General features: G+C 67.7%; 21 protein-coding genes and 2 pseudogenes. 10 read left to right on the forward strand and 13 right to left on the reverse strand.

Going from position 1 to position 22,076, the window contains the following annotated elements; all coding sequences use genetic code 11:
- The 7 genes from BDK92_RS37020 to BDK92_RS37050 form a co-directional block, all read right to left on the reverse strand.
- A complete protein-coding gene (locus BDK92_RS37020) occupies nt 1–444 on the reverse strand; it encodes an Ldh family oxidoreductase (RefSeq protein ID WP_170208831.1) in 444 nt (147 codons plus the stop codon).
- 43 nt (nt 445–487) lie between these two features.
- A complete protein-coding gene (locus BDK92_RS37025) occupies nt 488–1,948 on the reverse strand; it encodes an NAD-dependent succinate-semialdehyde dehydrogenase (RefSeq protein WP_121161019.1) in 1,461 nt (486 codons plus the stop codon).
- 275 nt (nt 1,949–2,223) lie between these two features.
- Nucleotides 2,224–3,300, reverse strand: coding sequence for an ABC transporter ATP-binding protein (locus BDK92_RS37030; RefSeq protein WP_121161021.1), 1,077 nt, complete (start codon nt 3,298–3,300; stop codon nt 2,224–2,226).
- Nucleotides 3,300–4,367 (reverse strand): ABC transporter ATP-binding protein, encoded by a 1,068-nt coding sequence (locus tag BDK92_RS37035; RefSeq protein WP_121161023.1) that lies wholly within the window; start codon nt 4,365–4,367, stop codon nt 3,300–3,302. Before BDK92_RS37035 ends, BDK92_RS37030 begins: the two co-directional genes overlap by 1 nt.
- Entirely contained in the window at nt 4,367–5,278 is a 912-nt protein-coding gene (locus BDK92_RS37040; protein ID WP_121161025.1) for a carbohydrate ABC transporter permease, read from the reverse strand. The genes BDK92_RS37035 and BDK92_RS37040 overlap by 1 nt, the downstream gene beginning before the upstream one ends.
- A complete protein-coding gene (locus BDK92_RS37045; protein ID WP_246017437.1) occupies nt 5,278–6,186 on the reverse strand; it encodes a carbohydrate ABC transporter permease in 909 nt (302 codons plus the stop codon). The genes BDK92_RS37040 and BDK92_RS37045 overlap by 1 nt, the downstream gene beginning before the upstream one ends.
- A gap of 38 nt (nt 6,187–6,224) precedes the next feature.
- Entirely contained in the window at nt 6,225–7,631 is a 1,407-nt protein-coding gene (locus tag BDK92_RS37050) for a sugar ABC transporter substrate-binding protein (protein ID WP_246017438.1), read from the reverse strand.
- A gap of 420 nt (nt 7,632–8,051) precedes the next feature.
- Between BDK92_RS37050 and BDK92_RS37055 the strand changes: the two genes are divergently transcribed.
- The 5 genes from BDK92_RS37055 (at nt 8,052) to BDK92_RS37075 (ending at nt 11,487) form a co-directional block, all read left to right on the forward strand.
- Complete coding sequence (locus BDK92_RS37055; protein WP_121161031.1) at nt 8,052–8,795, forward strand: GntR family transcriptional regulator; 744 nt, start codon at nt 8,052–8,054, stop codon at nt 8,793–8,795.
- 94 nt (nt 8,796–8,889) lie between these two features.
- Nucleotides 8,890–9,459: a DJ-1/PfpI family protein gene (locus BDK92_RS37060; RefSeq protein ID WP_091407098.1), complete on the forward strand. Its 570-nt coding sequence runs from the start codon at nt 8,890–8,892 to the stop codon at nt 9,457–9,459.
- A gap of 19 nt (nt 9,460–9,478) precedes the next feature.
- A complete protein-coding gene (locus BDK92_RS37065; RefSeq protein WP_121161033.1) occupies nt 9,479–10,300 on the forward strand; it encodes an alpha/beta fold hydrolase in 822 nt (273 codons plus the stop codon).
- Between the two features lie 69 nt (nt 10,301–10,369).
- Nucleotides 10,370–11,005: an SGNH hydrolase domain-containing protein gene (locus BDK92_RS38690; protein WP_211349510.1), complete on the forward strand. Its 636-nt coding sequence runs from the start codon at nt 10,370–10,372 to the stop codon at nt 11,003–11,005.
- A complete protein-coding gene (locus BDK92_RS37075) occupies nt 10,933–11,487 on the forward strand; it encodes an SGNH/GDSL hydrolase family protein (RefSeq protein ID WP_147457274.1) in 555 nt (184 codons plus the stop codon). Before BDK92_RS38690 ends, BDK92_RS37075 begins: the two co-directional genes overlap by 73 nt.
- On the opposite strand, the gene BDK92_RS37080 is transcribed toward BDK92_RS37075, so the two are convergent.
- Entirely contained in the window at nt 11,368–12,663 is a 1,296-nt protein-coding gene (locus tag BDK92_RS37080; RefSeq protein WP_121161039.1) for a cytochrome P450, read from the reverse strand. The genes BDK92_RS37075 and BDK92_RS37080 overlap by 120 nt on opposite strands.
- 589 nt (nt 12,664–13,252) lie before the next feature.
- Between BDK92_RS37080 and BDK92_RS37085 the strand changes: the two genes are divergently transcribed.
- Nucleotides 13,253–13,552: an inositol monophosphatase family protein gene (locus BDK92_RS37085; RefSeq protein ID WP_121161041.1), complete on the forward strand. Its 300-nt coding sequence runs from the start codon at nt 13,253–13,255 to the stop codon at nt 13,550–13,552.
- On the opposite strand, the gene BDK92_RS37090 is transcribed toward BDK92_RS37085, so the two are convergent.
- A complete protein-coding gene (locus tag BDK92_RS37090; protein ID WP_121161043.1) occupies nt 13,523–14,134 on the reverse strand; it encodes a dihydrofolate reductase family protein in 612 nt (203 codons plus the stop codon). The two genes, BDK92_RS37085 and BDK92_RS37090, sit on opposite strands and share 30 nt — an antisense overlap.
- A 27-nt stretch (nt 14,135–14,161) precedes the next feature.
- On the reverse strand, nt 14,162–14,545 hold the full coding sequence (locus BDK92_RS37095; protein WP_211349511.1) for a helix-turn-helix domain-containing protein: 384 nt from the start codon (nt 14,543–14,545) through the stop codon (nt 14,162–14,164).
- A gap of 137 nt (nt 14,546–14,682) precedes the next feature.
- Between BDK92_RS37095 and BDK92_RS37100 the strand changes: the two genes are divergently transcribed.
- From BDK92_RS37100 to BDK92_RS37115, 4 genes and pseudogenes are all read left to right on the forward strand, one after another.
- Complete coding sequence (locus tag BDK92_RS37100; RefSeq protein ID WP_147457275.1) at nt 14,683–16,506, forward strand: Hsp70 family protein; 1,824 nt, start codon at nt 14,683–14,685, stop codon at nt 16,504–16,506.
- A gap of 371 nt (nt 16,507–16,877) precedes the next feature.
- The gene (locus tag BDK92_RS37105; RefSeq protein ID WP_121161047.1) at nt 16,878–18,269 is read left to right on the forward strand and encodes a serine hydrolase domain-containing protein; all 1,392 of its coding nucleotides are present in this window, start codon (nt 16,878–16,880) and stop codon (nt 18,267–18,269) included.
- Between the two features lie 81 nt (nt 18,270–18,350).
- Nucleotides 18,351–18,641, forward strand: a pseudogene (locus tag BDK92_RS37110) (transposase family protein); the annotation flags it as partial.
- Between the two features lie 38 nt (nt 18,642–18,679).
- Nucleotides 18,680–19,303 carry a hypothetical protein gene (locus tag BDK92_RS37115; RefSeq protein ID WP_147457276.1) on the forward strand — a complete coding sequence of 208 codons (624 nt, stop codon included), beginning with the start codon at nt 18,680–18,682 and terminating at the stop codon, nt 19,301–19,303.
- Nucleotides 19,304–19,462: 159 nt separating this feature from the next.
- On the opposite strand, the pseudogene BDK92_RS37120 reads toward BDK92_RS37115, so the two are convergent.
- The 3 genes and pseudogenes from BDK92_RS37120 to BDK92_RS39485 form a co-directional block, all read right to left on the reverse strand.
- Nucleotides 19,463–20,552, reverse strand: a pseudogene (locus BDK92_RS37120) (IS630 family transposase).
- 44 nt (nt 20,553–20,596) lie between these two features.
- Nucleotides 20,597–21,169 carry a peptidoglycan-binding domain-containing protein gene (locus tag BDK92_RS37125; RefSeq protein WP_121161051.1) on the reverse strand — a complete coding sequence of 191 codons (573 nt, stop codon included), beginning with the start codon at nt 21,167–21,169 and terminating at the stop codon, nt 20,597–20,599.
- 291 nt (nt 21,170–21,460) lie between these two features.
- Entirely contained in the window at nt 21,461–21,799 is a 339-nt protein-coding gene (locus tag BDK92_RS39485; protein ID WP_170208832.1) for a peptidoglycan-binding domain-containing protein, read from the reverse strand.
- Nucleotides 21,800–22,076 lie beyond the last annotated feature (277 nt).

Genomic DNA, 22,076 nt, shown 5'->3' on the forward strand with positions numbered 1-22,076 from the left:
TCAGTGCCTCTCCGGAACGTCGGCGGCGATTTGCTGGGCGGGCGTCCAGGTCACCTGCGAGACCGGGACGGCGTCGGCAGGGTTGGCCGCCCGGGTGGCGCAGGCGCACGCGTCGGGCGCCCGGACTCGACCGTGCCCGGTCGCCGTCGGCTCCATCGCGATGAAGACGTCGCCCTTGGTGGACGGGTGGGTCGGGTCGAGGGTCCGGTGGACATCGTCGCCAAGGGCGGTACGAGTCCGGGTCGCGACCAGCGCCTCGATCATGAGCCCGAGGGCGTAGCCGTTGGGGCCGCCGGAGGGGCTGATCGCCCCAACCACCGCCGCGGCCGCGGCGGTGGTGCGCAGATCGGCGGAGTCGCCGGCGTCCCGGGTGCCAGCGGGTTCGTGCCGGCCATGGCCCGGGTCCCGGCCGCCGGGTGGAGGCCGGTCAGGTCGTGTGTGCACAGGGCGCGGTGATCCTCGGCGGGCGCCCGGAGCAGCAGGCCGGTCACGGTAGGTCGATCGCCGCGTAGGTGAGGTCGAGGTACTCAAGGATGCCCTCGTGCGACCCCTCCTTGCCGATCCCGGACTGCTTCACGCCTCCGAACGGAGCGGACGGGTCCGATATCAGACCACGGTTGATGCCGAGCATCCCTGTATCCAGCCCCTCGGTGAACCGGAGCGCCCGCTGGAGGTCACGGGTGAAGATGTATCCGGCCAGGCCGTGCTCGGTGTTGTTGGCCTTCGCCATCACCTCGTCGTCGGACGTGAACGAGATGATCGGCGCGACCGGGCCGAAGATCTCCGCCTTCAGCATCCGCGCATCTTCGGGCACGTCGACGAGGACCGTGGGCGGGTAGAAGTGGCCCGGCCCATCCGGACGCTCGCCGCCCACCAAGACCCGGGCGCCGCGATCGACCGCGTCGGCGACGAGCTCGTCGATCTTCGTGACCGAGGCCTCGTCGATCAACGCCCCGACGTCCACGCCGTCGTCGAGACCATGGCCCACCGAAAGCGCGCCCATCCGCTCGGCGAAGCGCGCCGTGAACTCCTCGCGCACCGGCTCCTCGACGTAGATCCGGTTGGCCGCGATGCAGGACTCCCCGATGTTGCGCATCTTGGCCACCATGGCACCGTCGAGCGCGACGTCCAGGTCAGCGTCGGCACACACGATCAAGGCCGCGTTGCCGCCCAGTTCCATGGAGGTGCGCAGCACGTTGTCCGCAGCCTGTCGTAGCAGCACGCGCCCGACCTCGGTCGACCCGGTGAACGACAGCTTGCGGGTCCGACCGTCGGCTAGCAGTGCTGAGACCACCTCGCCGGCACGCTTGGTGGTCACCACGTTGACGACGCCCGGGGGAACGCCGACCTCCTCCATGATGCGGGCCAGCAACAGCATGGTGAGTGGCGTCTGGGCTGCCGGCTTGGTGATCGTCGTGCAGCCCGCGGCCAGCGCAGGAGCGATCTTGCGGGCACCCATGGCCAACGGAAAGTTCCAGGGCGTCACGAAGACGCACGGTCCGACCGGCTTCGGTACGGTGAGGATTCGATATCCACCTGCGGGAGCGGTGCTGTAGCGCCCCTCGACGCGCACCGCCTCCTCGGCGAACCAACGGAAGAACTCGGCGCCGTAGGCCACCTCTGCCCGAGCCTCGGCGAGCGGCTTGCCCATCTCGAGCGTTATCAGCCGGGCGATCTCCTCGGATCGCTCGGTCAGTGCCCGGTACGTCGCGGTCAACAACTCTGACCGTTTCCGCGGCGGGGTCGCCGCCCACTGCGCCATTGCCTTGCTCGCCACGTCCAGAGCGGCGAGCCCGTCAACGACGTCGGCGTCCGCCACCTCGGCGATGGTCTTGCCGGTGGCCGGGTCCTCGACGGCAAAGGTGGCTCCGCTTGCGGCGTCGCGCCAGGCGTCGCCGATCCGGAGCCGCCGGTGCTCGGGGGCCAGGACGTCCATCGGGTCACTCATTGCGTCGCCTCCTGTGCTCTTCTTGGTGATGTCCGGAATGCCTCAGCGATCGCGCTGTGCCTGTAGACGGACGGGTCACACGCCCTCGTCGGGGGCGAGGTTGCCGAGCGGGCCGAATGTGGCCTTGGCCCTGTCTGCAGGGCGACGCCCCGCGCCACCGATCGCCTTCTCGGGCCACGGCCGTCTCAGCGTCGTCAGGCCGTGCTCACTGGTGACGGTCCGCCGAGGCTCGATTGCCACGTGCGGGTGCATGTTGCCGTCGCCGCCCGGCGCGGTTACCGCCCAGCCTCGGACAGCGACAGCCCGGTGCCCGCGTCGAACAGGTGCGCACGGTCCAGGTCGACCGTGACAAGCAGCCGCTCGCCCGGCGTACCGGTGACGGTGGGTCGTGCCTTGACCTTGAGGATCTCCGTCCCCACTCGGACGTCGACCACCGTTCGGTCACCGAGCGGCTCAAGCCCGTAGAGCTCCCCTGACAACGACGCGTTCCCACGCTGCTCGACGGACAGGTCCTCCGCGCGCAGGCCCAGCAGCAGCGCACGACCGTCCTCAGCCGTGGTCCAGCGGGGCCGTGGCAGCGTCCAGCCTTCCGCACCGACCAGACGATCTCCCTCGGTGTGGCAGGCGAGCAGGCTGATCGGCGGGCTCCCGACGAATCCGGCGACCCACTGGTTGGCTGGACGCTCGTACACCTCGGTCGGCGTTCCGACCTGTTGCACCTTCCCCTCCTTGAGGACCGCGACCTGGTCGGCCATGGACAGGGCCTCGACCTGGTCGTTGGTTACGTAGACGAAGGTTGCTCCGAGGCTCCGGTGGATGCGGGTGAGCTCGGTGCGCATCTCGACGCGGAGCTTGAGGTCTAGGTTCGTCAGCGGCTCGTCCATGAGAAACGCGCGCGGGCGACGGACCAGCGCCCGGGCCAGGGCGACACGCTGCATCTCACCGCCTGACAACTGCGCGGGACGACGCTGCAGCAGACGTTCGATGTGCAGCAGGCTCGACATCTGCTCGACGGCAGCGGCGATCTCACTCGAAGAACAGCGGCGTGCCCGCAGGGGCGAAGCGATGTTCTCGTACACCGTGTGTCGCGGGTAGAGGGCATAGCTCTGGAAGACCATGGCCAGGTCGCGTGCGGCCGGGGCGTCACCGGTCGCGTCCCTGCCGTCCAGATGCACCGACCCGGCGTCAAGCTTCTCAAGGCCGGCGATCGCTCGCAGGGTCGTCGTCTTGCCTGCCCCGGAGGGCCCGAGCACGACGAAGAACGAGCCGTCCGGCACGTCCAGCGTCACCCCGTCCAGGGCCTGGACTTTGCCGAAGGATTTGCACAGCCCGTGCGCTGCCACGGTTCCCATCAGGCCACCAGCTCTTCCGTGCTCACGTCGTAGACCGCCGGGGTCCCGCCGGTGTGCCGCAGCCCGACCGTTGCGTCAGCGGCGAAACGGACAGTCGGTGGCATCCGCACCCGTACGTCGCGCTGGCCGCTGTGGTCAACCACGTAGATGATTTCGTCGCCCAGCCACTCCACCGAGACCACGCGGGCCGGGACCGAACGTTCCGCCCCTGGTTCTGTGACTTCCAGCGCCTCCGGCCGGACGCCTGCGACCAGGCAACGGTCGCGCGGCAGGCCTGGCGGTGGCGTGAGGACCAGTCCGCCCTGACCGCGCAGCTTCCCGTCGGCCACCTCCACCTCAATGAGGTTCATTGGCGGGGAGCCGATGAATGCGGCGCAGAAAAGACTCGCCGGACGGTCGTAGACTTCCAGCGGCGTGCCGATCTGCTCGACGCGGCCCTTGTTGAGGATGGCGATTCTGTGACCGAGCGACATCGCCTCGACTTGGTCGTGGGTGACGTAGACCATTGTTGCCCCCAGCTCCCCCTGCAGGTGCTTGATCTCCGTGCGCATGTCCGCCCTCAGCTCCGCGTCCAGATTGGTGAGGGGTTCGTCCATGAGGAAGGCGCGCGGTCGTCGCACCAGGGCGCGCGCAAGCGCGACGCGCTGCTGCTCCCCGCCGGACAGTTGGCGCGGTCGCCGGTCCAGGAGCGGACCAAGCCGCATCAGCCGGGCGGCCTCGTCGACCCGCTTGTGCACCTCCGGCTTGGGCAGTCCCTCGGCCCGCAGTGGGAACGCCAGGTTGTCGCGGGTTCTCAGATGCGGGTAGAGAGCGTAGAACTGGAACACCATGGCGATGTCGCGCTCGGCGGGCGGCAGGTCGTTGACCAGCGTGTTGCCAATGCGGATGTCGCCCGTCGTCTGCCTCTCCAGGCCGGCTATGGCCCGCAGCGTGGTCGTCTTGCCGCAACCCGAAGGGCCGAGCATCACGAACAGCTCGCCGTCGCCGATGGACAGGTCCACGTGGTCAACTGCGACCGTCCCGTCCGGGTAGCGCTTGTGCAGGGCGGTCACCTCGATGCCCGCCATCAGCGTCGCACCGCCCCGAGCGTCACACCGGCGATGAGGTGCTTGCGCACCAGGTAGGCGAAGACGAGCACCGGTAGGGCGAACACCACGGAGGCGGCGGCTACGAGGCCCCAGTCCACAGTGGTGCCGCCGATGAGGCCGGCGATGGCGGGTGGGGCCGTCCGCACGCTGTCGCTGGAGGTAAGGAAGATGGCGAACACGAACTCGTTCCACGAGAAGATGAGTGCGAAGACCGCCGTCGCGGCGATGCCGGGCACGAGCAGGGGAAGGGTGAATCGCCAGAACGCTTGCAAACGGGTGTAGCCGTCGAGCATGGCGGCATCCTCGTACTCCGCGGGCACCTCGTCGACGAACCCCTTCATCATCCAGATCGTGAACGGGACGTTGAACGCGGCGTAGATGAGGATCAGGCCGAGCTTGGAGTCGATGAGTCCGACTTGGCGGTACATGAGAAAGATCGGGACCACGACCACCACCGGCGGCATGAAGCGGGTGGAAAGGATGAAGAACAGTTGGTCCTTCTTGGCCTTCACTGCGAAGCGTGAGTAGGCCCAGGCCGCCGGGACCCCCAGCACAGTGGCCAGCAGCGTGGAGACCCCGGCGACCACGACGGAGTTGAGGAACGAGACGGACAGGGCCGAGCGACCGCCGCCGGGAGCGACGAACACGTCCTTGAAATGATCCATTGTGACCGTGAAGCCGAAGAACTTGGCCGGAATGGCGTAAACGTCCCGGTTTTCCTTGATGGACGTTTCGATCATCCACAGCACCGGAAAGAGCATCACGACGGCCAGCAGGGTCAGCAGCGCGACCTCCAGCACGGAGCGGCCCCGCCCGCCGAGGCGGCGCGCGGGGGGCGTGCGATCGCGGGCAGGACCCGTGGACACGGCCTCGTCGACGGAGACGGCCATCAGCCCTCCTTGAGCTTGTTCAGGTAGCGCAGGTAGAGCTGCGTGAGGACGATGACGACGAGGACCATGAGGATCCCGTATGCCGAGGCGGTTCCGGTGTTGAAGCCCAGGAACGCGACCTTGTAGACGTGGAACGACAACGTCTCGGTGGAGACACCCGGACCTCCGTTAGTGAGGATGTAGACGAGGTCGAACAGCCGGAAGGCCTCGATGGCCCTGAACAACACGGCAATGAGGAGCAGCGGCCACACCAGCGGAAGAGTGATGGTGCGGAACCGGAACCACTCGGACGCCCGGTCGATCGAGGCGGCCTCGTACAAGTACTTGGGAACCGCGGTAAGGCCCGCAAGTGCGATGAGCATGATGAACGGCGTCCATTGCCAGGTGTCGACCACGATCAGGGAAATCAATGCCGTTCGCTGCCGGGTGAGCCACTCCACCTGCCCCAGGCCGAGCGAGCCGAGCATGCTGTTGATCACGCCGAATTGCGCGTCGAGCATGAATCGCCAGAACAGCCCGACCACGACCGGCGACAGCATCATCGGAACCAGGAACAGAGTGGTCAGCAGTCCTCGCCCGTGCGTGCGCCGTGAGATCAGGTAGGCGATGGCGAAGCCGAGCACGGTCTGCAGGCCGACCGCGCCGACCACGTAGATCAACGTCGTCAAGGCCCTCTGGTGGACCTGAGCCGAAGTCAGGATGGCGGTGTAGTTCCCGAACCCGATGAAATGGGCAGGCCCCCCGCGGGTGGCCGAGTAGTCGGTGAAAGACAGGTACAACGCCCACAGCAACGGGAACACTGACATTGCGAGCAACAGCAGCAGCGCGGGGGAGATGAAGGCCACGGCGAGCCCGCGGTCGCTCAGCCGGCGGGACCGACCCGGTGCAGGTGGCGTCGCAGACGCCACCTGCCCGGGGTGGTCGGTCGTCAGAGGTACGGGGTCACTCACAGTCCGCCGCCGCCCTTGCGGCTGCTGGAGTCGAGCACGCCCTGCTGCTCCTTGGCGATGTCGTCGAGCGCATCCTTCGGCTTCTTCGCGCCGTTGAGAGCCGCGTTCACATTGGTGTTCTCAATGTCGACGAGGCGCGCGTACTCGGGCACGTTCCACATGTCCCGCATCCGCGGAACCGAGTCGGTGTACACCTGGTTGAACGGCCCGGCATTGAGGAACTCGGGCGACTCCAGGGCGTCCGTACGCGATGGCACGCCACCGGCCGCGGCCCACTTCTTCTGGATATCAGCCCGCTCGAACCACTTCATGAAGTTCAGGGCCTCCGCCTGGTTCGCCGTGGCGGAGTAGGCCGACACGTGCATGCCCATACCGCCGAGCGGGACCAGGTTCGTCTTCTGGCTCGGCAGGGTGGCAAAACCCAGCTTGTCGAGAATCTGCTCCCGGGTGGTGCCGAGCGTCGACTGCTTCGGATCGAGCAGGCCGCCGCTCGCGGCGATCCAGTTGAACGCGATGCAGGCCTTGCCCTGGGCGACAGCCGCGTTCACCTCGTCGATGAACCAGTTGCCGGAGCCCTTGGCGGTCAGCGGCTTCATCTTGTTGACCAGGACGTCCATCGCCTCCTGGCCCGCAGCGTCGTTGAGGACGCCCTCGATCTTGCGGTTCTTGGGGTCCCAGAGGTTGCCGCCGTAGACGCCGTTGACCGTGTTGTAGGTTACGGCCGCGGCGTCGGAGCCGTTGGCCTGGTGGAAAGCCAGCCCGCTGACGCCAGGGTTGTCCGCCTGGCACGTCTCGGCGACTGAGATCATCTCGTCCCAGGTCTGCGGTGGCTTGTCGCCGATCAGGTCCTTGCGGTAGATCATCGTCCAGGTGTCGCCGAGCAGCGGCAGCCCGTACAGGCTGGCGTTCTCGTCGCGCTTGCCGGTCTCCGCCTGGGGGAACTGGCCGTACGCCGCCAGGAGGTACGGGTTGTAGGCCGCGACGTCGATGTTGTTCTTGACGAAGTCGGTGAGGTCGAGGATGTTGCCGTTCGTCACGGCCTCGCCGATGTGTTGCGAGTCCAGGATCGCGATGTCGAAGTCGGTCTTGCGCGCGGCGAACTGGGTGAACATCGCGTCGTGCCAGTTCGCGTTCGGCACGGTGTTGACCTTGATGGTCGCGTTCGGCCGTTCCTTCTTGTACTCCGCGTTCGCGAAGGCTTCCAGTGCCTGGGCGGGGGGCCAGTCGAACCAGACGAAGCTGAGGGTCAGCGGGTCCTTGGTGAGCTCTGGGATGGTCGCCGGCGCCTTGGGGGCGCTCGCCTTCCCGTCGTCGTCCTTGCCGTCGCCGCAAGCCGTCACGGTCGTGGCCACCAGCAGCATGGCCGCTGTCGCCAGCCGTACCTTTCGGCCGGGAGCGGACATTCTTCCTATTCGCTTCGGAGAGCGCATTTTTATGCCTGCTTTCTGGATGGGGACTTCTAGAACCTCGCTATGTGCTTCGCCGAGCGGTTGCTGGGTTGTTCAGGCGTGTTGCCGGGCCGTCGCGGGGGCCGACCCGCGGACCGGCGTCACGAGTGCGCCGCGATGTACTGGGTCTTCATGTTGTCGAGAAGTCCGTCGGCCCATCTGCGGCCCGGTGACGAACCGAGCAGGACGTCGAACATGCTGAGGGGAGCTTCAGGTGATCGAAGTAGAGCGATGGCGGGCGGCTCCGCCATGGGTGCAGGATGGCGACCATTCGCCACCTTTCCTATACGATCCCGGTGGGGGCGTCAGCATCCCGCAGCGTTGCGATCGATGTCAACAGCTTCCCGAAGGCGCAAGGAAGGACCTCACGTCACGATGGACGACGAAGCGATGATCGCGCGGGGCCGTAGGGCGGTGACGGGCGCAATGCCGCCGGCAAGATCTGGTGGCCGGCTTGCCGACGAGGTGTACGACACGCTGCTCGGACAGCTGATGTCGCTACGGATCGAGCCTGGCTCGCGCGTCACGATCGACGTCCTGGCGCGAGAGCTGGGGGTCTCGCAGACGCCGATCCGAGACGCTCTGAACCGCATGGAGGCCGAGGGCCTGGTCGTGCGTGTGCCCCATGCCGGCTACCGCATTCCTCCCCAGATCACCCGTCACCGATTCGAGGACATGCTCGAGGTCCGCCTGCTCCTTGAGCCGGCGGCGGCGCGCAGATCCGCGGAACGCGCGTCCTTGGAGCAGGTGGCCGGTCTGCGACGCATGCTGGAGGAGATGGCGGAACTGGAGGGGGGCAACGGGCCGATGGCCTACGGCGCCTTCGGGCTACGCGACGCCGCTTTCCACGATCTCGTCGCCCTGAGCGCGGAGAACCAGGTCATCCGTGAAGCGCTCGCTCGCCTGCACAGCCACGTGCACCTCTTCCGGCTTCACCACGACACCCAGGTCACCCACCTGGCCATGGCCGAGCATGAGGACATCGTGGCCGCGATCGCCGCGCGTGACCCGGACGCCGCCGCCTACGCGATGCGTCGGCACATCCTGCGGTCCGGCGAGCGTTTCCGACGACTGTTCGACGAGATCGAGGGCGCGGACGGAATGGCGGTAGAGGCTTGACGGGCACGCTGGGCCCAGGAATGCTGACTCAATCCTGATCGGATCGGATTGGATTGGATCCACCTCACCCGCCCCCAGATGCGAGGAGAAGCAGGTGCCCAGAGCGCTGCTCCTGACCGGCGACGCCGCCGAGGAGCTCGACACGATGTATCCCTACTACCGCGTGCAGGAGGGCGGCTGGGACGTCGACGTCTCGTCACGGACGATGCGCGACGTGCAACTGGTCATCCACGAGTTCGACCCCAACTCCGACGCCTACGTGGAGAAGAACGGCCGGAAGCTGCCGGTGGACGTGCCCTGGGCCGAGGTCGACGTCGAGCGCTATGACGCCCTCATCATTCCTGGGGGACGTGCCCCCGAGTGGATCCGGGTCGACGCCGACGTCAGGCGTATCACCGAGCACTTCTTCGCGCGCAACCTCCCCATCGCGTTGGTGTGCCACGGCGCGCAGGTGCCAGCGGTGTACGGGCTGCTGAAGGGTCGAAAGACGGCGTGCTTCCCCCCGATCACCGGTGACATGGAGAACGCGGGCGCGACGGTCATCGACGCTCCCGACGTCGTGGACGGCAACCTCGTCTCCTGCCGGGGGTGGCCCGACATGCCGCAATTCGGCAGGGCGATGATGGAGCTCTTTTCGAAGTCTGTCGACCCCGCATCGGCATGAGCACACCTGGCCTGCCCCGGTGACGGCACTTCGGATCGTCACAGTCGACGGTTCCCCCGTCCACGTCCTGGAGAGCGGCACCGGGCCCGCGGTGCTGATGCTGCACGGCTCCGGACCCGGCACGACCGGGTCCGGCGCCTGGGCAACGACGGCGCAGGCGCTGGGCACGTCCTGGCAGCTGGTGGCTCCTGACCAGGCGGGGTTCGGCCGTACACCCATCCCGGCGGGCTCCAGGGGTGGGCTCCGGCTGTGGACGGAGCAGGCCGCGGGCCTGATGGATGCTCTCGGTATCGAGCACTACGCCGTGGTGGGTCACTCCATGGGCGGTGCCGTGGCGCTGGCGTTGGCGGCCGCGCGCCCCCAGCAGGTGACCCGTGTCGTCGCGGTCTCGACGATGGGCGCCCCCGGGGCGCCGCTCTCCGCCGACCTCGACGCGGTCTGGGCCGCTCCCGCCGGCCCGATCGGGGCACGAGACATGCTGAGTCGCCTCGTCCTCGACCAAGCGCTCGTGACCGATTCGGCCGTCGAGGCCCGTGCAACCGCGATGCGAGCGGGGGAGGCCGCATTCGCGTCGTTGTTTCCGCCACCCAGGGCACGATGGGTCGACGAGCTCACCCTCTCGGCGCAAACCCTGGCAGCGGTGCGCGCGCCCGTGCTGCTCGTACACGGCGCCGAGGACCGAGTCACCCCACTCGGGACGGCAGCCCAGCCCCTGCTTGAACACCTGGCCGATGTCCGTCTGCACGTGCTCGGCCGATGCGGGCACGTGCCGGCGATCGAGCACCCGCACGAGTTCAGGCAACTGCTGTCGTGCTTCCTCCGCCGGGACCGAGGTTACTAATACTGCGATCCGAGGTCGTTGCTTGATGGGTTTTGGCTCGGTTGTCCTTTGCGGTGACGGTTGAGGTGGTTGTGTCGTGGCGGGTGGGTCTGGAGGCTTCTTACCGCAGCACAAGGGCAGGCTTTCCACCTCGGGCTGCTGGTCGAGCGCCCGATCCGCTATCGGACCTGGTCGGCGCGACACCGTACGTGGCCGACCGGCCGCCGGTTCGCCTCGGCCGCCCTGACCGGTGCCGCGCTCGCCACGGTGGCCGCCCTGACGATGATCGCGACCACGTCCCAGCCTCTACCGGAGACCCGGCAACCGGCTGCCGTCGCCGCCGCGCCGAACGCACCACCCCAGCCGGCCAGCCGCTCACCGCTGTGCCGAGCCGGCCGCAGCCCCGGAGCGATGCCCAGGGTCGCCTTTTTCGGCGACTCGGTGGCCTGGTCACTCGGCACCTACCTGCCCCGGCAACCGAACCTCGCGGTGACCGTACGCGCGGTCCAGGGTTGCGGGATCGCGCGCCTGCCGGACCTGCGCTACCTGGGCACCCCGCACACCAACTACCCGGGCTGCGACAAGTGGGACGCCCGGTGGCGACGTGGCGTACAGAGTGACGACCCGGACCTCGCGGTCATCCTGCTCGACCGGTGGGAGCTGATGGCCGCCGACTCGGCAACGGCTACCAGTACGTGGGGCAGCCCGAGTTCGACGCGTACCTGACCCGCGAGCTGGAGTTGGCGATCGACACCGTGTCAGCCAGGGGCGCGCACGTGGTGCTGCTGACCGCCCCGTACACCCGTCGGGCAAAGCGTCCGGACGGCGGCCTCTGGCCCGAGGACGAGCCGGAGCGGGTCGACGCGTGGAACCGGCTCCAGCAAGCGGTGGCGGCGCGTAGGTCCGGCCGGGTCAGCGTGGTCGACCTCAACCGCCGGGTCTGCCCCGAGGGCCGGTTCACTTCGAACGCGGGCAACATCCGGATCCGCAGCGACGGGCTGCACCCCCCGAGGAGTGCGGGGCTGGATCGAACCCTGGCTGATTCCGCAGCTCACCAAGCTCGCCACCGAGGGGCCGGGCTGACCGCGTCACCCGCTGATCGGCCGGAACTGCGCCCGCAGGCCGGTCGGTGCGAGCCGGCCGAGGAACTCCGGGTCGGCCGCCTCGGCGTTCGGCGACTCGATTGTGAAACGCTGGGCCAGCCGTGAGGTGGCGAGGGTGAGCTGCCGCATGGTCAGTGCCGAGCCCAGGCAGACCCGTGGACCGGCCCCGAACGGCAGGTACGCCGAGCCGGGTGCCGCCTGCCCGCCCAGCCACCGGGCGGGGTCGAACTCGTCCGGTCGCGGCCACCACCGTGGGTCCCGGTGGATCAGGTACGGATTCAGCAGCACGTCGTCGCCGGGGCGCAGCGACCATTTCCCCAGGCTGGTGGCCGTACGGGCGGTGCGGGTCATCAGCCATACCGGAGGGTAGAGCCGGAGCACCTCCTTCACCACCGCCTCGGCCAGCGGAAGCCTTGCCGTTGGCGGGGCCTCGGCACCGGCCGGTCCGCCCGCCTCGGCGCGCAGGTCGGCGGCGAGTCGGGGCCGGCGGGCCAGTTCCCGGACGATGGAGCTGAGCGCGGAGGCGGGCACACCGTGGCCGCCCATCAGGATGCCGCGAAGGGTCGACATCACCGTGCGGTCGGGCATCTCCGGGTGCACACCGAGCAGCATGGAGAGCAGGTCCCCCTGCGACGTTCCGTTCGCGGAGGCGCGTCGCCGCCGGACGATCCCGTACAGCGTCTCGATGGTGTGCCGGTGGGCACGGAAGAAGCGGCGGTTGCGGCGCAGCGGAACCCAGGCGGGGAACTGGTACGACGTTCCCGAGAACGGCCGGGTGACGTCGAGGGCCTCGTCGAGCAGTTCGGGGATGCCGGCCGAGTCGGGCCCGAAACAGTATTCGGAGATCGACCGGGCGGTGAACGTACGCGTCAGGGTGAGCACGTCGCACTCGCGACCGGCCACCTCCCCGGTAACCGTGTCGAGGATCTCGACCGTCCGGTGGTCCGCCTCGGTCGCGGCGGAGTGGCTGAGCCCCGGCCACACCGTGCGGCGGGCGGACATCCAGGAGTCGCCCTGCTCGGCGGCCTGGTCGATGTCCCGTCTGGTGTCGAACGGTGCCAACTCGGTGAGGAAGTCGCGGTTGGTGCGAGCGAGCACATCGTGGGTCAGGTCCGGGTCGATCACGAACACCGTGCGTTCGTCGTACGAGAACACGTCGCCGTACTCGTCGTGGTTGCGTCGGAGGAAACCGATCCGGTCGGCGTCGTACTCCGGAATGTTGCCCATCAGCCAGTGGCCGCGCGGACCTGGCGGCCGATCGGTGTCCGCACCGTTTGCCATCCGGACCTCCCCGGGTAGAGAGAATCACAGGATCCCGGGTGGGGATCCTGTGACCGGTTTCTGCCTGCCGTTCGTGCTGGAATCCGTGCCTGTCGGTGGGGCGGCGGCCTACTCGGGGTATCCGTAGAACCAGTACGGGTAGCGTCCGCTGACCTGCGGCTTGCCCATCAGGCGAGCCGTCACGTGTCGCAGCATCCTGGCCATGAGCACCTCCTACATCGATAGGGGACGATCATCTGAGCGGATGGTGGCACAGGAGGTCGCGGCTGGGCAACGGGCCCCGATGCGAGCCACCAGTGCGCTGACACTCGGGAAATGGCCTTCCGAGATGCCCCCGGAAATGTGGCGGCGGTGTGCCGGGGTTGTCCCGCCATCGGGTCGCGGCCGCTTGACCGGCGGGTACTCCGGCGGTGCGGCCCACCCGGTGGCCACGCGGCGACTGCCGCCCGTCGACCACCAGACCGGTTGTCGACAGCACATGGCTCCCAAAAGGACTATCCCGCTGACGCAGGCATGACCGTACACATCAGTACAAGATCGCGTTGGCCGCTACCGGCCCGCCAGCGGCTCCGCCCGATAGGCTGCACAGGTGATCAACTCGTCTGCGGGAACCGATGATGCCGGGGTGGCGATAGCCGCGGCACGCGCTGGCGCCGACGTGGTGCGCGCCATGTACGGTCAGCGGCTCACCCGGGTGGACAAGGGTGGCGGAGACTTCGCCACGGCCGCCGACCTGGCGGCCGAGCAGGCGATCCTTGACGTCATCCGTGCGCGCCGGTCCGATGACGCGGTGCTCACCCCCGCGCGGGGAGCACGCGAACAGGCTGGTTCTGCCGCTGGCGGTTGCACCCGTCGGGGTCTATCGGCGTACCTTGAACCTCAGGTGTAGTACCCGGTCGCCCTGGATGACCACGTGAGGATCCTCCAGCAAATGCTGCCCGTCGATGCTGCCAAAGTAGCGTTTGCCCGACCCGAACACCACGGGCACCACATCCATTGCCACCTCGTCCACGAGGCCGGCCCCGAAGATCTGGCCGCCCACATTGCCAGCGTCCACAGCGACGTCCCGCCCCCCGGCAAGCTCCTTGGCCTTGTCGATCGCAGTGGTCACGTCATCGAGGAAGTGGTACGACGCCTCGGGGTGCCAGCCCTCGGGCTTGGGCCGGTGCGACACCACGACCACGTGGTCACCCGCGGGCGGATGACCCTCCCAGCCGTTCACCAGATCGAACAGGTGCCGGCCCATCACGATCGTGCCGATGCCATTCCACATCCTCCGGACATACCCCGCCGATGCGCGTGAGACCTTGAAGCGGCTTCCCACTCCGGAGTGATCGTAGGGCTGGTCGCTGCCTTCGGTGATCGGCGTGTCGCCGTTGAAGTACCACTCGTGCAGTGGCCCGACGTCATCGTTCTCGTCCGCGATGAAGCCGTCCACCGACACCACGCTGTGCATGATCACTATGCCCACAGGTTCTCCTCGAATCTCCTTGCGCATTCACCCCCGATCTTTGCGCCCCGGCGGCGCTCGGGCTTGTAAACCCGCCGTTTGAGCGAGCTGGGACCAGTCGACCGGACGCAGGGCGTCCCCGGACACGATCAGCCGCGCGAATCGGTAGATTCGCACCATCCGCTTCGGGGCCACCCCGACATGGGACTTGAACTGCATGGCCAGGTGAGTGCCGCTCACCCCGGCGGCATCGGCCAGCGCGCCGACCGGGACCGCGCCATGGAAAGTCTCCAACCGCCCGGCTGTGTGCTGGACCAGGTCGAGACCGCCAGAGGGAGGCTCAGCAAGTCGCGCTCGCAGCTCCTGCTCCAGCACCCGCAGCATCGCAGTGGCGGATGCGATGTCGCCGACCTCGTTGCGAATCCGGTCCAAGGACCGTAGTACACCAACTATCGGGTGGACGGAGAACGGCGATGCTCGCCGGGTACCAACGCCTCGCGTCGGACCCGCGCTTCGCCGGATAGCACCGCAGCCAAGCGGGGTGTGCGGCACCGTATAACCTGGTGCCGGTGGGCGTAGGCATGATCCGGCTCGGCATTGACTTCGGCACGTCGAACACGGTCGCGGTGCTCTCCAACGCCGGCCGCGAGCCCCGGCCGCTACTGTTCGACGGCTCGCCCCTCCTGCCCTCGGCGGTCTGCGCGGACCAGTCCGGCCGGCTGCTGGTCGGCCGGGACGCCCAACACACCGGCCTGGCCCACCCCGAATGGTTCGAACCGCACCCGAAGCGCTGCATCGACGACCGCATCGTCCTGCTCGGCGAAACGGAAGTACCGGTCGAGCGCCTGATCGCCGCCGTGCTGGAACGGGTCACCGACGAGGCCAGCCGCACCGCCGACGCGCCGATCAACGAGGCGGTGCTCACCTACCCGGCCGCCTGGGGCAACCAACGCCGGGACATCCTGCTCGCCGCCGCCGAGACCGTACTGCCCGGAGTCCGGCTGATGGTCGAGCCGATCGCCGCCGCCAACCGCCTGATCGCGGTGGCCGGTGATCGGGTCGCGGTCGGCACCTGCGCCCTGGTCTACGACTTCGGCGGAGGCACCTTCGACGCGACCGTGCTCCGCCGCACCACCGACGGCTTTGACGTCCTCGCCACCGAGGGCCGCCCCGACTCTGGCGGGCTCGACATCGACGCCGCCATTGTCAACCACCTCGGCACGGTGCTCTCCGCTCGGGCCCCGGAGGCCTGGGCGAAGCTGGTCGAACCGTCAACTCTGCCCGACCGGCGGGCCAGTCGCCAGATGTGGGACAACGTCCGCACCGGCAAGGAGATGCTCGCCCGGACCAGCAGCACGCTGATCCACGTACCGCTGCTCGACATCGAACTCCCGCTCGGCCGTGAGGAACTCGACCGACTCGCCGCACCCGTACTCGACCGCACCATCGAGACCGCCCGCAGCGTCCTGCGTGCCGCCGGCGTCGACGCCAGCGACCTCAGTGCGGTCCTCCTGGCCGGCGGCTCCACCCGCATGCCCGCCGTGACCACCACGCTGCATCGCGCTTTCAACCTCGCCCCCACCATCGTCGACCAGCCCGAACTCGTCGTCGCCGAAGGCGGCCTGCTCACCACGGCGCAGCCTGCCGCCGGCGAGGATCCGACCACCCAGGTTCCGGACAGCGCCCCCGTCACCCCGGCTCTGACCGGCGAGCCGACCCTCCCGGTAGCCGACCAGCAGCCGCCGGCCACGCAGATCCCGCCCTCCCGGCGATACCGGGCACGCGGACCGGCAACGGTCGGCGCGGCCCTCGTACTCGTCATCCTGGCCGCCTTCGCTGGCGCCCGCCTACTGGACGACGACCCGGATCGCACCCAAGCCGGCGCCGGCCCGGCCCCGACAAACTCCCCGGCCAACCCGCCCGCCACCCCCACCCCGACCCTGCCGCCCGGCATCGATCCCTGCGTCCTCGGCTCCTGGACGGCAACGTCGCAGCAGCGGGACCTCAAGATCGACGGTCATCCGGTGCAGTTTGTCAGCCGTGGGGGACAGAAGAAGACCTACCGGGCAGACGGCACCTTGACCATCACCTTCGATGACCGGATCGTCGGCGCGACCGTATACGAGGGCGCACGCTGGGAGGAGCACACCTCCGGCGGCGGCACCCTGAGCTACCGGACCACCGACGACGGATTCCTGCTCTACAGCAACCCGAAGGTGAAGGGGGACTGGAAGTTCACCCGCAACGGCAGGTACACCAACGGCGGGGCGATATCAATGAGCATCGAACCTGAGCGCTACACCTGCACCGACGACACGATGATCCAGGTCTCCAGCTTCTACTCAATCGAACTGCACCGGGACAAGCCGCAACCGGCGGCCAGCCCCACCTAGGGCCTATGTCGAAGTCGGTCACAGCCATTCGTTGACGGCGGCGAGGTGGATGGCGGCCCATAGCGGCCAGGACGCCGGTCCGGGCGGTTCTCGGACGCCCAGTGACCAGGCGTGACCTAACGAAAGACAGGGACAACGCCCTTCGATCGTCCAGTGTGCGGTGGCGGGCCCCGAACCTACGGTTGTGCGGATTCTCGTCACCGGCTCTTGGAGTGCGCGTGTCTCCTTTATCGTCACGAAGAACAACCTCTCTCGCCGGGCCGTGGCGTTATGGGGCTCTGCTGGTCGTCACGGCCCTGATCGGTCTCCTCCTCCCACCCGGCCTCTCTTCAGCTGCTCCGGTCCTCGACGGCGCGGCTGTCGACCGCTTCATGGCTGCTCATCTGGAGAGCACTGGCCTGCCCGGAGCAGCGATCGCCATCACCCACCGCGGCCAGGTCGTCTACCTGCGGGGGTACGGGCACGATTCGGCGGGCGACCGGGTCACGGCAAACTCGCTGTTCCCTGTCGGATCGGTCAGCAAGTCGTTCACCGCCCTGGCCGTCATGCAACTCGTGGATGCGGGCAGACTCGAACTGGACACACCGGTGCAGCGGTATTTGCCTGACTTCGCCCCCCGGGGTTCCCGATCCGCCTCGATCACCGTCCGGCAGTTGCTCAACCAGACCTCGGGTCTGTCCGACCGGACGTTTTCCGACGCGCGCGAGCCGCAGCCCGCCTCTCTGCAGGAGAGCGTGACAAGGTTGCGGAGCGCGGCACCGGCCACAGCACCGGGAGCGAAGTGGAACTATCACAATCCCAACTACCACATCGCGGCTCGGCTCGTTGAGGTCGTCGCGCAAACGCCGTTCGCCGACTACCTCAAACGCCATGTGTTCGGTCCACTCAATATGGCCTCCACTGTCACCCTGAACAACACCCGCGATTTCCACGGCGTACCCAAGGGGCATGCCTACGTCTATGGTCGGGCGGTCGCCCGTTCGGAACCGGCACAGTTCGTCAACGGAAGCCACGGGGTCGTGAGTACGGCGCACGACATGGCGCAGTGGCTCATCCTCCACAACAACCTGGGAAAGAGCATGAACGGCGCCCAGGTTGTCTCTCCACAGGCGCTCGACGTGCTGCACACCGCCCCCAACCCCGAGCCCGGATATGCGATGGGCTGGTTCGCGGAAACCGATGACGGCCGGAACGAGCTCGCCCACGACGGCGCCTGGTTCACCTTCACAGCCGACCAGACACTGCTACCGGAAACCGGATACGGCATCGCCGTCCTGGCCAACGTCGGCATCGGCCTGGGTATCAGCGACACCAGCGTCATCACTCAAGGGCTGATCACCCTGATCGAGGGCGAAACTCCACAGCCCGGATCGAAAAGCACACTGGTCGTTCACCTGGTGTTGGCCGGGTTGACGCTCCTCACCATCGCCGCAGGCGCTTGGGGGGCACTCCGCAGCCGGCTGTGGGCACAGCGCAGGAGTGGTCGGCCCATCTGGCGGCTCGGCCTGCGGCTGCTGCCTTACGGGATCCCCCTGGTCGTACTCTGGTGGTTGCCACCCATCGTGGACGCCGTGTTCAACGGGCCGGCCATCACCTGGTCTCAGATTATGGTCGGCGGGATACCACTGGTGGTGTGGATCGTCAGCGGCGTCGTCATGAGCGTCGCCGTCGTCGGCCTACGATGCATCGCCCTGCTGCGGCTGCGGCCAGTACCCCTGACCGGGCGCAGCCAAAGCACATCTAGTGAGCCCTTTCCAACCTGATTGCGCAGGTCAGGGTGGTAGGCGGGGGCCGCAGATCGATGAGGGTGAGGCTCCAGGTAGGACGGCAAATCGATCCAAAAGGCGCTGACCAGTGCAGACGTGATGACCTTCGCTGATTAGGGCTATCAAGGTGCCCGCGGTAGCGTGCGCACTCCGTTCAAGCGGCGCCGCTTCCGGCCGAAGCTGTCACGCCGGCAGAAGGCCGTGAACGGCGCCCACGCGACGATCCGCGCCCGGGGCGAACGCGCGATCGCCACCCTCAAGACATGGAGGATTCTGGTCAGGCTGCGCTGCTGCCCACGGCGAGCGACCACAATCGTGCAGGCCATCCTCGTTCTGCACCACGCCGGAGCCAACCGCTACGCAGGATGAAAAGGCTCACCCGTTGATCGCCGAGCTGAGGAGACGTGATGCCTGAACCCGCGGATCTGGGGGCGCTGTTGCGCCTCATGCCGCCCGAGACGGAGAGCGACACGGTGGTCGACTGGGACGAGATCGCCGAGTCCTGGGGGAGAGCCTTCCCGGCCGCGTACCAGCGCTTCATCGCAATCTATGGAGCGGGGATGATCGAGGACTATCTGGTGATCGGTACACCGGAGCCCTGGGTCGAGCCGCCCGACGGGGACGGCGCTGACATGCGTGCCGGTACGGCGTTCGCCAGGGTCCTGTGGCAGGATTCGCGTAAGGAGCGTGACCTTGAGGGCGCGATCCCACGGCTGATCCTGTGGGCCGTGGACTCCAGTGGCGACAACCTGTGCTGGGACGCCTCCGATCCGGACCCCGAGAAATGGCCGGTGCTGCTCTACAACCGCGGCAAGGCCATCTGGCGTCGCTACGATTGCGGCATGGTCGAATTTCTCGTCCGCCACCTGGAAGGAGACTTTCCGACCTGCCCTCTGGGCGACGTCGGCCTTTTCGGCCGTAGGAGGGCCACCTTCCTGACCCGGACGGAGTACATGCGCCGGCTGCGGTCCGGGGTGGACCCGTGGACCGGCGAGCCCGACCCCTACGCCGGCATGTACAACTACGGATAGCACGACCACGGATAGCACGACCACGGGATTAGGCCCGGCCGATGACGGCCGGGCCTCATCCCTACGTGAACAGCTTCCAGCGCCCCTCGGAGCCTCGCCCTCATCGGTCTCCGGGCTCGCCGCACCCATCCTGAGCTGCAAGGTCAGGGTGGAAAAGGCTCAGTGTCCTGAGTCTTTGATTCGTTCGCAGTACGTCGCGAGGCTGTTGAGGATCTCGTCGGTGGTCTTGGTCCAGACGTACGGGCGTGGTTGTTCGTTCCAGACGGCCAGCCAGGCCCGGATGTCCTTTTCCAGTGCGACGATGCTGCGGTGGACCCCTCGGTGGATTTGTTGGTGATCTCGGCGAAGAACCGTTCGACGAGGTTGAGCCAACTCGCGCTGGTCGGGGTGAAGTGCAGGTGGAGGCGGGGGTCGCGCAGCAGCCACCGCTTCACCGCCGGGGTCTTGTGCGTGGCGTAGTTGTCCAGCACCAGGTGCACGTCCAGATCACCGGGCACCGAGCCGTTGATCTTCCGCAGGAGCTTCAGGAACTCCTGCTGCCGGTGCCGGCGGTGGACCGACCCGATCACCGTCCCGGTGGCCAGGTCCAACGCCGCGAACAGGCTCGTCACACCCGACCGCAGATTGTCGTGACTACGCCGCTCCGGCACACCGGGCTGCATCGGCAACACCGGCTGCGACCTGTCCAGGGCCTGGATCTGCGACTTCTCATCAACACACAGCACCAAGGCCCGTTCCGGCGGGTCGAGATACAACCCCACCACGTCACGTACCTTGTCGACGAACAACGGATCCGTCGACAGCTTGAACGACTCCGCCCGCCACGGCTGCAACCCGAACGTCCGCCAGATCCGCGACACCGTCGACTGCGACAACCCCGTCGCCGCCGCCATTGACCGGCTCGACCAGTGCGTGGCGTTACGCGGCGCCGACTCCAACGTCTCCACGATCACCCGTTCCACGTCCGCGTCACTGACCTGGCGTGGACGGCCCGGCCGCGGCTCGTCATACAAACCATCAACCCGATGGACGACGAACCGCGACCGCCACGTACCGACCGTCGGCAACGACACACCGAGTAGCCGCGACACCTCACTGTTCGACAAACCACGCGCGCAAGCCAGCACGACCGCGTCCGCACCGGGAGAGCCTGCGCGGTCGAACGCCTACACGTCACCGCCTCCAACGCGTCCCGATCCGCATCCGTCAACTCGAGCAGGGCCAACTTCGGCCCACGATTGTCACCTATACCAGAACTAACAGGAAACTACGGACTCAGGACACTAAACGAGGTCAGCAGGTGCGGGAGTTGTAGGCGGCCCAGTAAGGGCCGCCGCCCTGGGGCGGGTAGAACCTGTAGTTCCCGTCGGGCGACCGCTGCACGACGAATTCGTGCGAGCCGTACGGGCTCCTGGAACCCGTCGCCCCGTGGTACACCACATACAGCCACCCGTTCTGGTTGTCGTGCTGCACCAGCTTGTCGCCAGCCTTTGTCCAGCTGTTCCGACCCGCGGAGCCGTCCGCGACGAGGCCCTTGTCGCGCTGAAAATTCCTCGTCGCGGCGTCGGTCTGATCGCCGAACACACCGTCGATGCCGGACGAGGGAAGGTAACCATTTGCCCAAAGAATGGTTTGCCACAGGCAGGCGACGTTCGAGTTGCGGTGCGTGGTGACGTTGGTGACGCCCTCGTCATCGAAGTCGTCAGACACGGCGCCGCTGCCGTAGACGTACGCCCTGCCGGTGTAGGAGCCGCTCGCCGTGGCCGGCGTGGCGATGGTGACGTTGATGCCGATGGCCAGCACCGCGCCGACGGCGGGGACAGCAGCTCTTTTGAGTACGCGGGGGATGGAGTGGAGCGAGTACATGCATCTCCTCTGGTCGAAAATTGTTTGGGGGGCAACGGTGGAGGGCGGGTTTCCTCCGGGTTGGTGCTGGGGCGTCGTGCCAGCCGGCGGTGCCAGGCCAGCACCGTCGTCGGGGTCACGCTCCGATGCGCACTTACCCCCAAGAGAGCGGGTCAAGGTGGGCAGGATCGCCCGGTCCAGCCAGGACGCTCACGACCGGCCCCGAGGGCTTGACGGTGCGGCATTGCCACTTCGTGTCGAAGCGTGCCCGGTCCGGGACGGGCTTCCCGGACCGGGAGGCCAGCGAGTGGATCAGCAGGCGTACGACTTCGCCCAGCGGTAGTCGGCCTTGGCCTGCATGTCGTCTCCCCAGAACGCCCCGTAGTAACAGAGCACAGCCCAGGTTTGCGGGCCAACCCATCCGTCGGCACCGATGCCTGCCGCACGCTGGATCTTGATGATCGCGGCCTCCGTCTGGGAGCCGTAAATGCCATCCCGGGCGACCGGACCCGCCTCGGACCGGGCCGCATTGGTGATCGAGATGACGTTCGCGATTCCCTGGATGGCCTTGACGCAGTTGCCGGTTCCGCCGTAGCCGTAGCGGTACTGGCGGCATGGGGCCGTGGCGGCGGAGGCCGGACCTGCTGTCACGACCATTGCTGCGAACACCAGTGCGACAGCCGTCAGTAGCGCACCAATTCTGGAGTTCATTGACTTTGATCCAATCGGAGTCAGGTTGTCGGAACGATGAGAAGGGGACAGGCGCCCACGTCGACCGTTCGGTGGCCCGGTCACGCAGCCGCGCCCAGGCAGGACGAGGCGAGGGTGGCCGCGCGCTGGGTGTGGATAGACGGTCCCGTTTGGCTTTGCGTCATCGTGCGCAGCCACGGCCTGGAGGTTGGGTGCTCGTGGATGGGGCGGTGAGGAC

Origin of the sequence: Micromonospora pisi (assembly GCF_003633685.1) — a bacterium.
GTDB lineage: Bacteria > Actinomycetota > Actinomycetes > Mycobacteriales > Micromonosporaceae > Micromonospora_G > Micromonospora_G pisi.

What these genes read in the sequence shown, in the direction of transcription:
- BDK92_RS37025 (WP_121161019.1), bottom strand. Translation starts at nt 1,948, where the DNA reads ATGAGTGACCCGATGGACGTCCTGGCCCCCGAGCACCGGCGGCTCCGG.
- BDK92_RS37030 (WP_121161021.1), bottom strand. Translation starts at nt 3,300, where the DNA reads ATGGGAACCGTGGCAGCGCACGGGCTGTGCAAATCCTTCGGCAAAGTC.
- BDK92_RS37035 (WP_121161023.1), bottom strand. Translation starts at nt 4,367, where the DNA reads ATGGCGGGCATCGAGGTGACCGCCCTGCACAAGCGCTACCCGGACGGG.
- BDK92_RS37040 (WP_121161025.1), bottom strand. Translation starts at nt 5,278, where the DNA reads ATGGCCGTCTCCGTCGACGAGGCCGTGTCCACGGGTCCTGCCCGCGAT.
- BDK92_RS37050 (WP_246017438.1), bottom strand. Translation starts at nt 7,631, where the DNA reads ATGTCCGCTCCCGGCCGAAAGGTACGGCTGGCGACAGCGGCCATGCTG.
- BDK92_RS37055 (WP_121161031.1), top strand. Translation starts at nt 8,052, where the DNA reads ATGGACGACGAAGCGATGATCGCGCGGGGCCGTAGGGCGGTGACGGGC.
- BDK92_RS37080 (WP_121161039.1), bottom strand. Translation starts at nt 12,663, where the DNA reads ATGGCAAACGGTGCGGACACCGATCGGCCGCCAGGTCCGCGCGGCCAC.
- BDK92_RS37105 (WP_121161047.1), top strand. Translation starts at nt 16,878, where the DNA reads ATGGCTGCTCATCTGGAGAGCACTGGCCTGCCCGGAGCAGCGATCGCC.
- BDK92_RS37115 (WP_147457276.1), top strand. Translation starts at nt 18,680, where the DNA reads ATGCCTGAACCCGCGGATCTGGGGGCGCTGTTGCGCCTCATGCCGCCC.
- BDK92_RS37125 (WP_121161051.1), bottom strand. Translation starts at nt 21,169, where the DNA reads ATGTACTCGCTCCACTCCATCCCCCGCGTACTCAAAAGAGCTGCTGTC.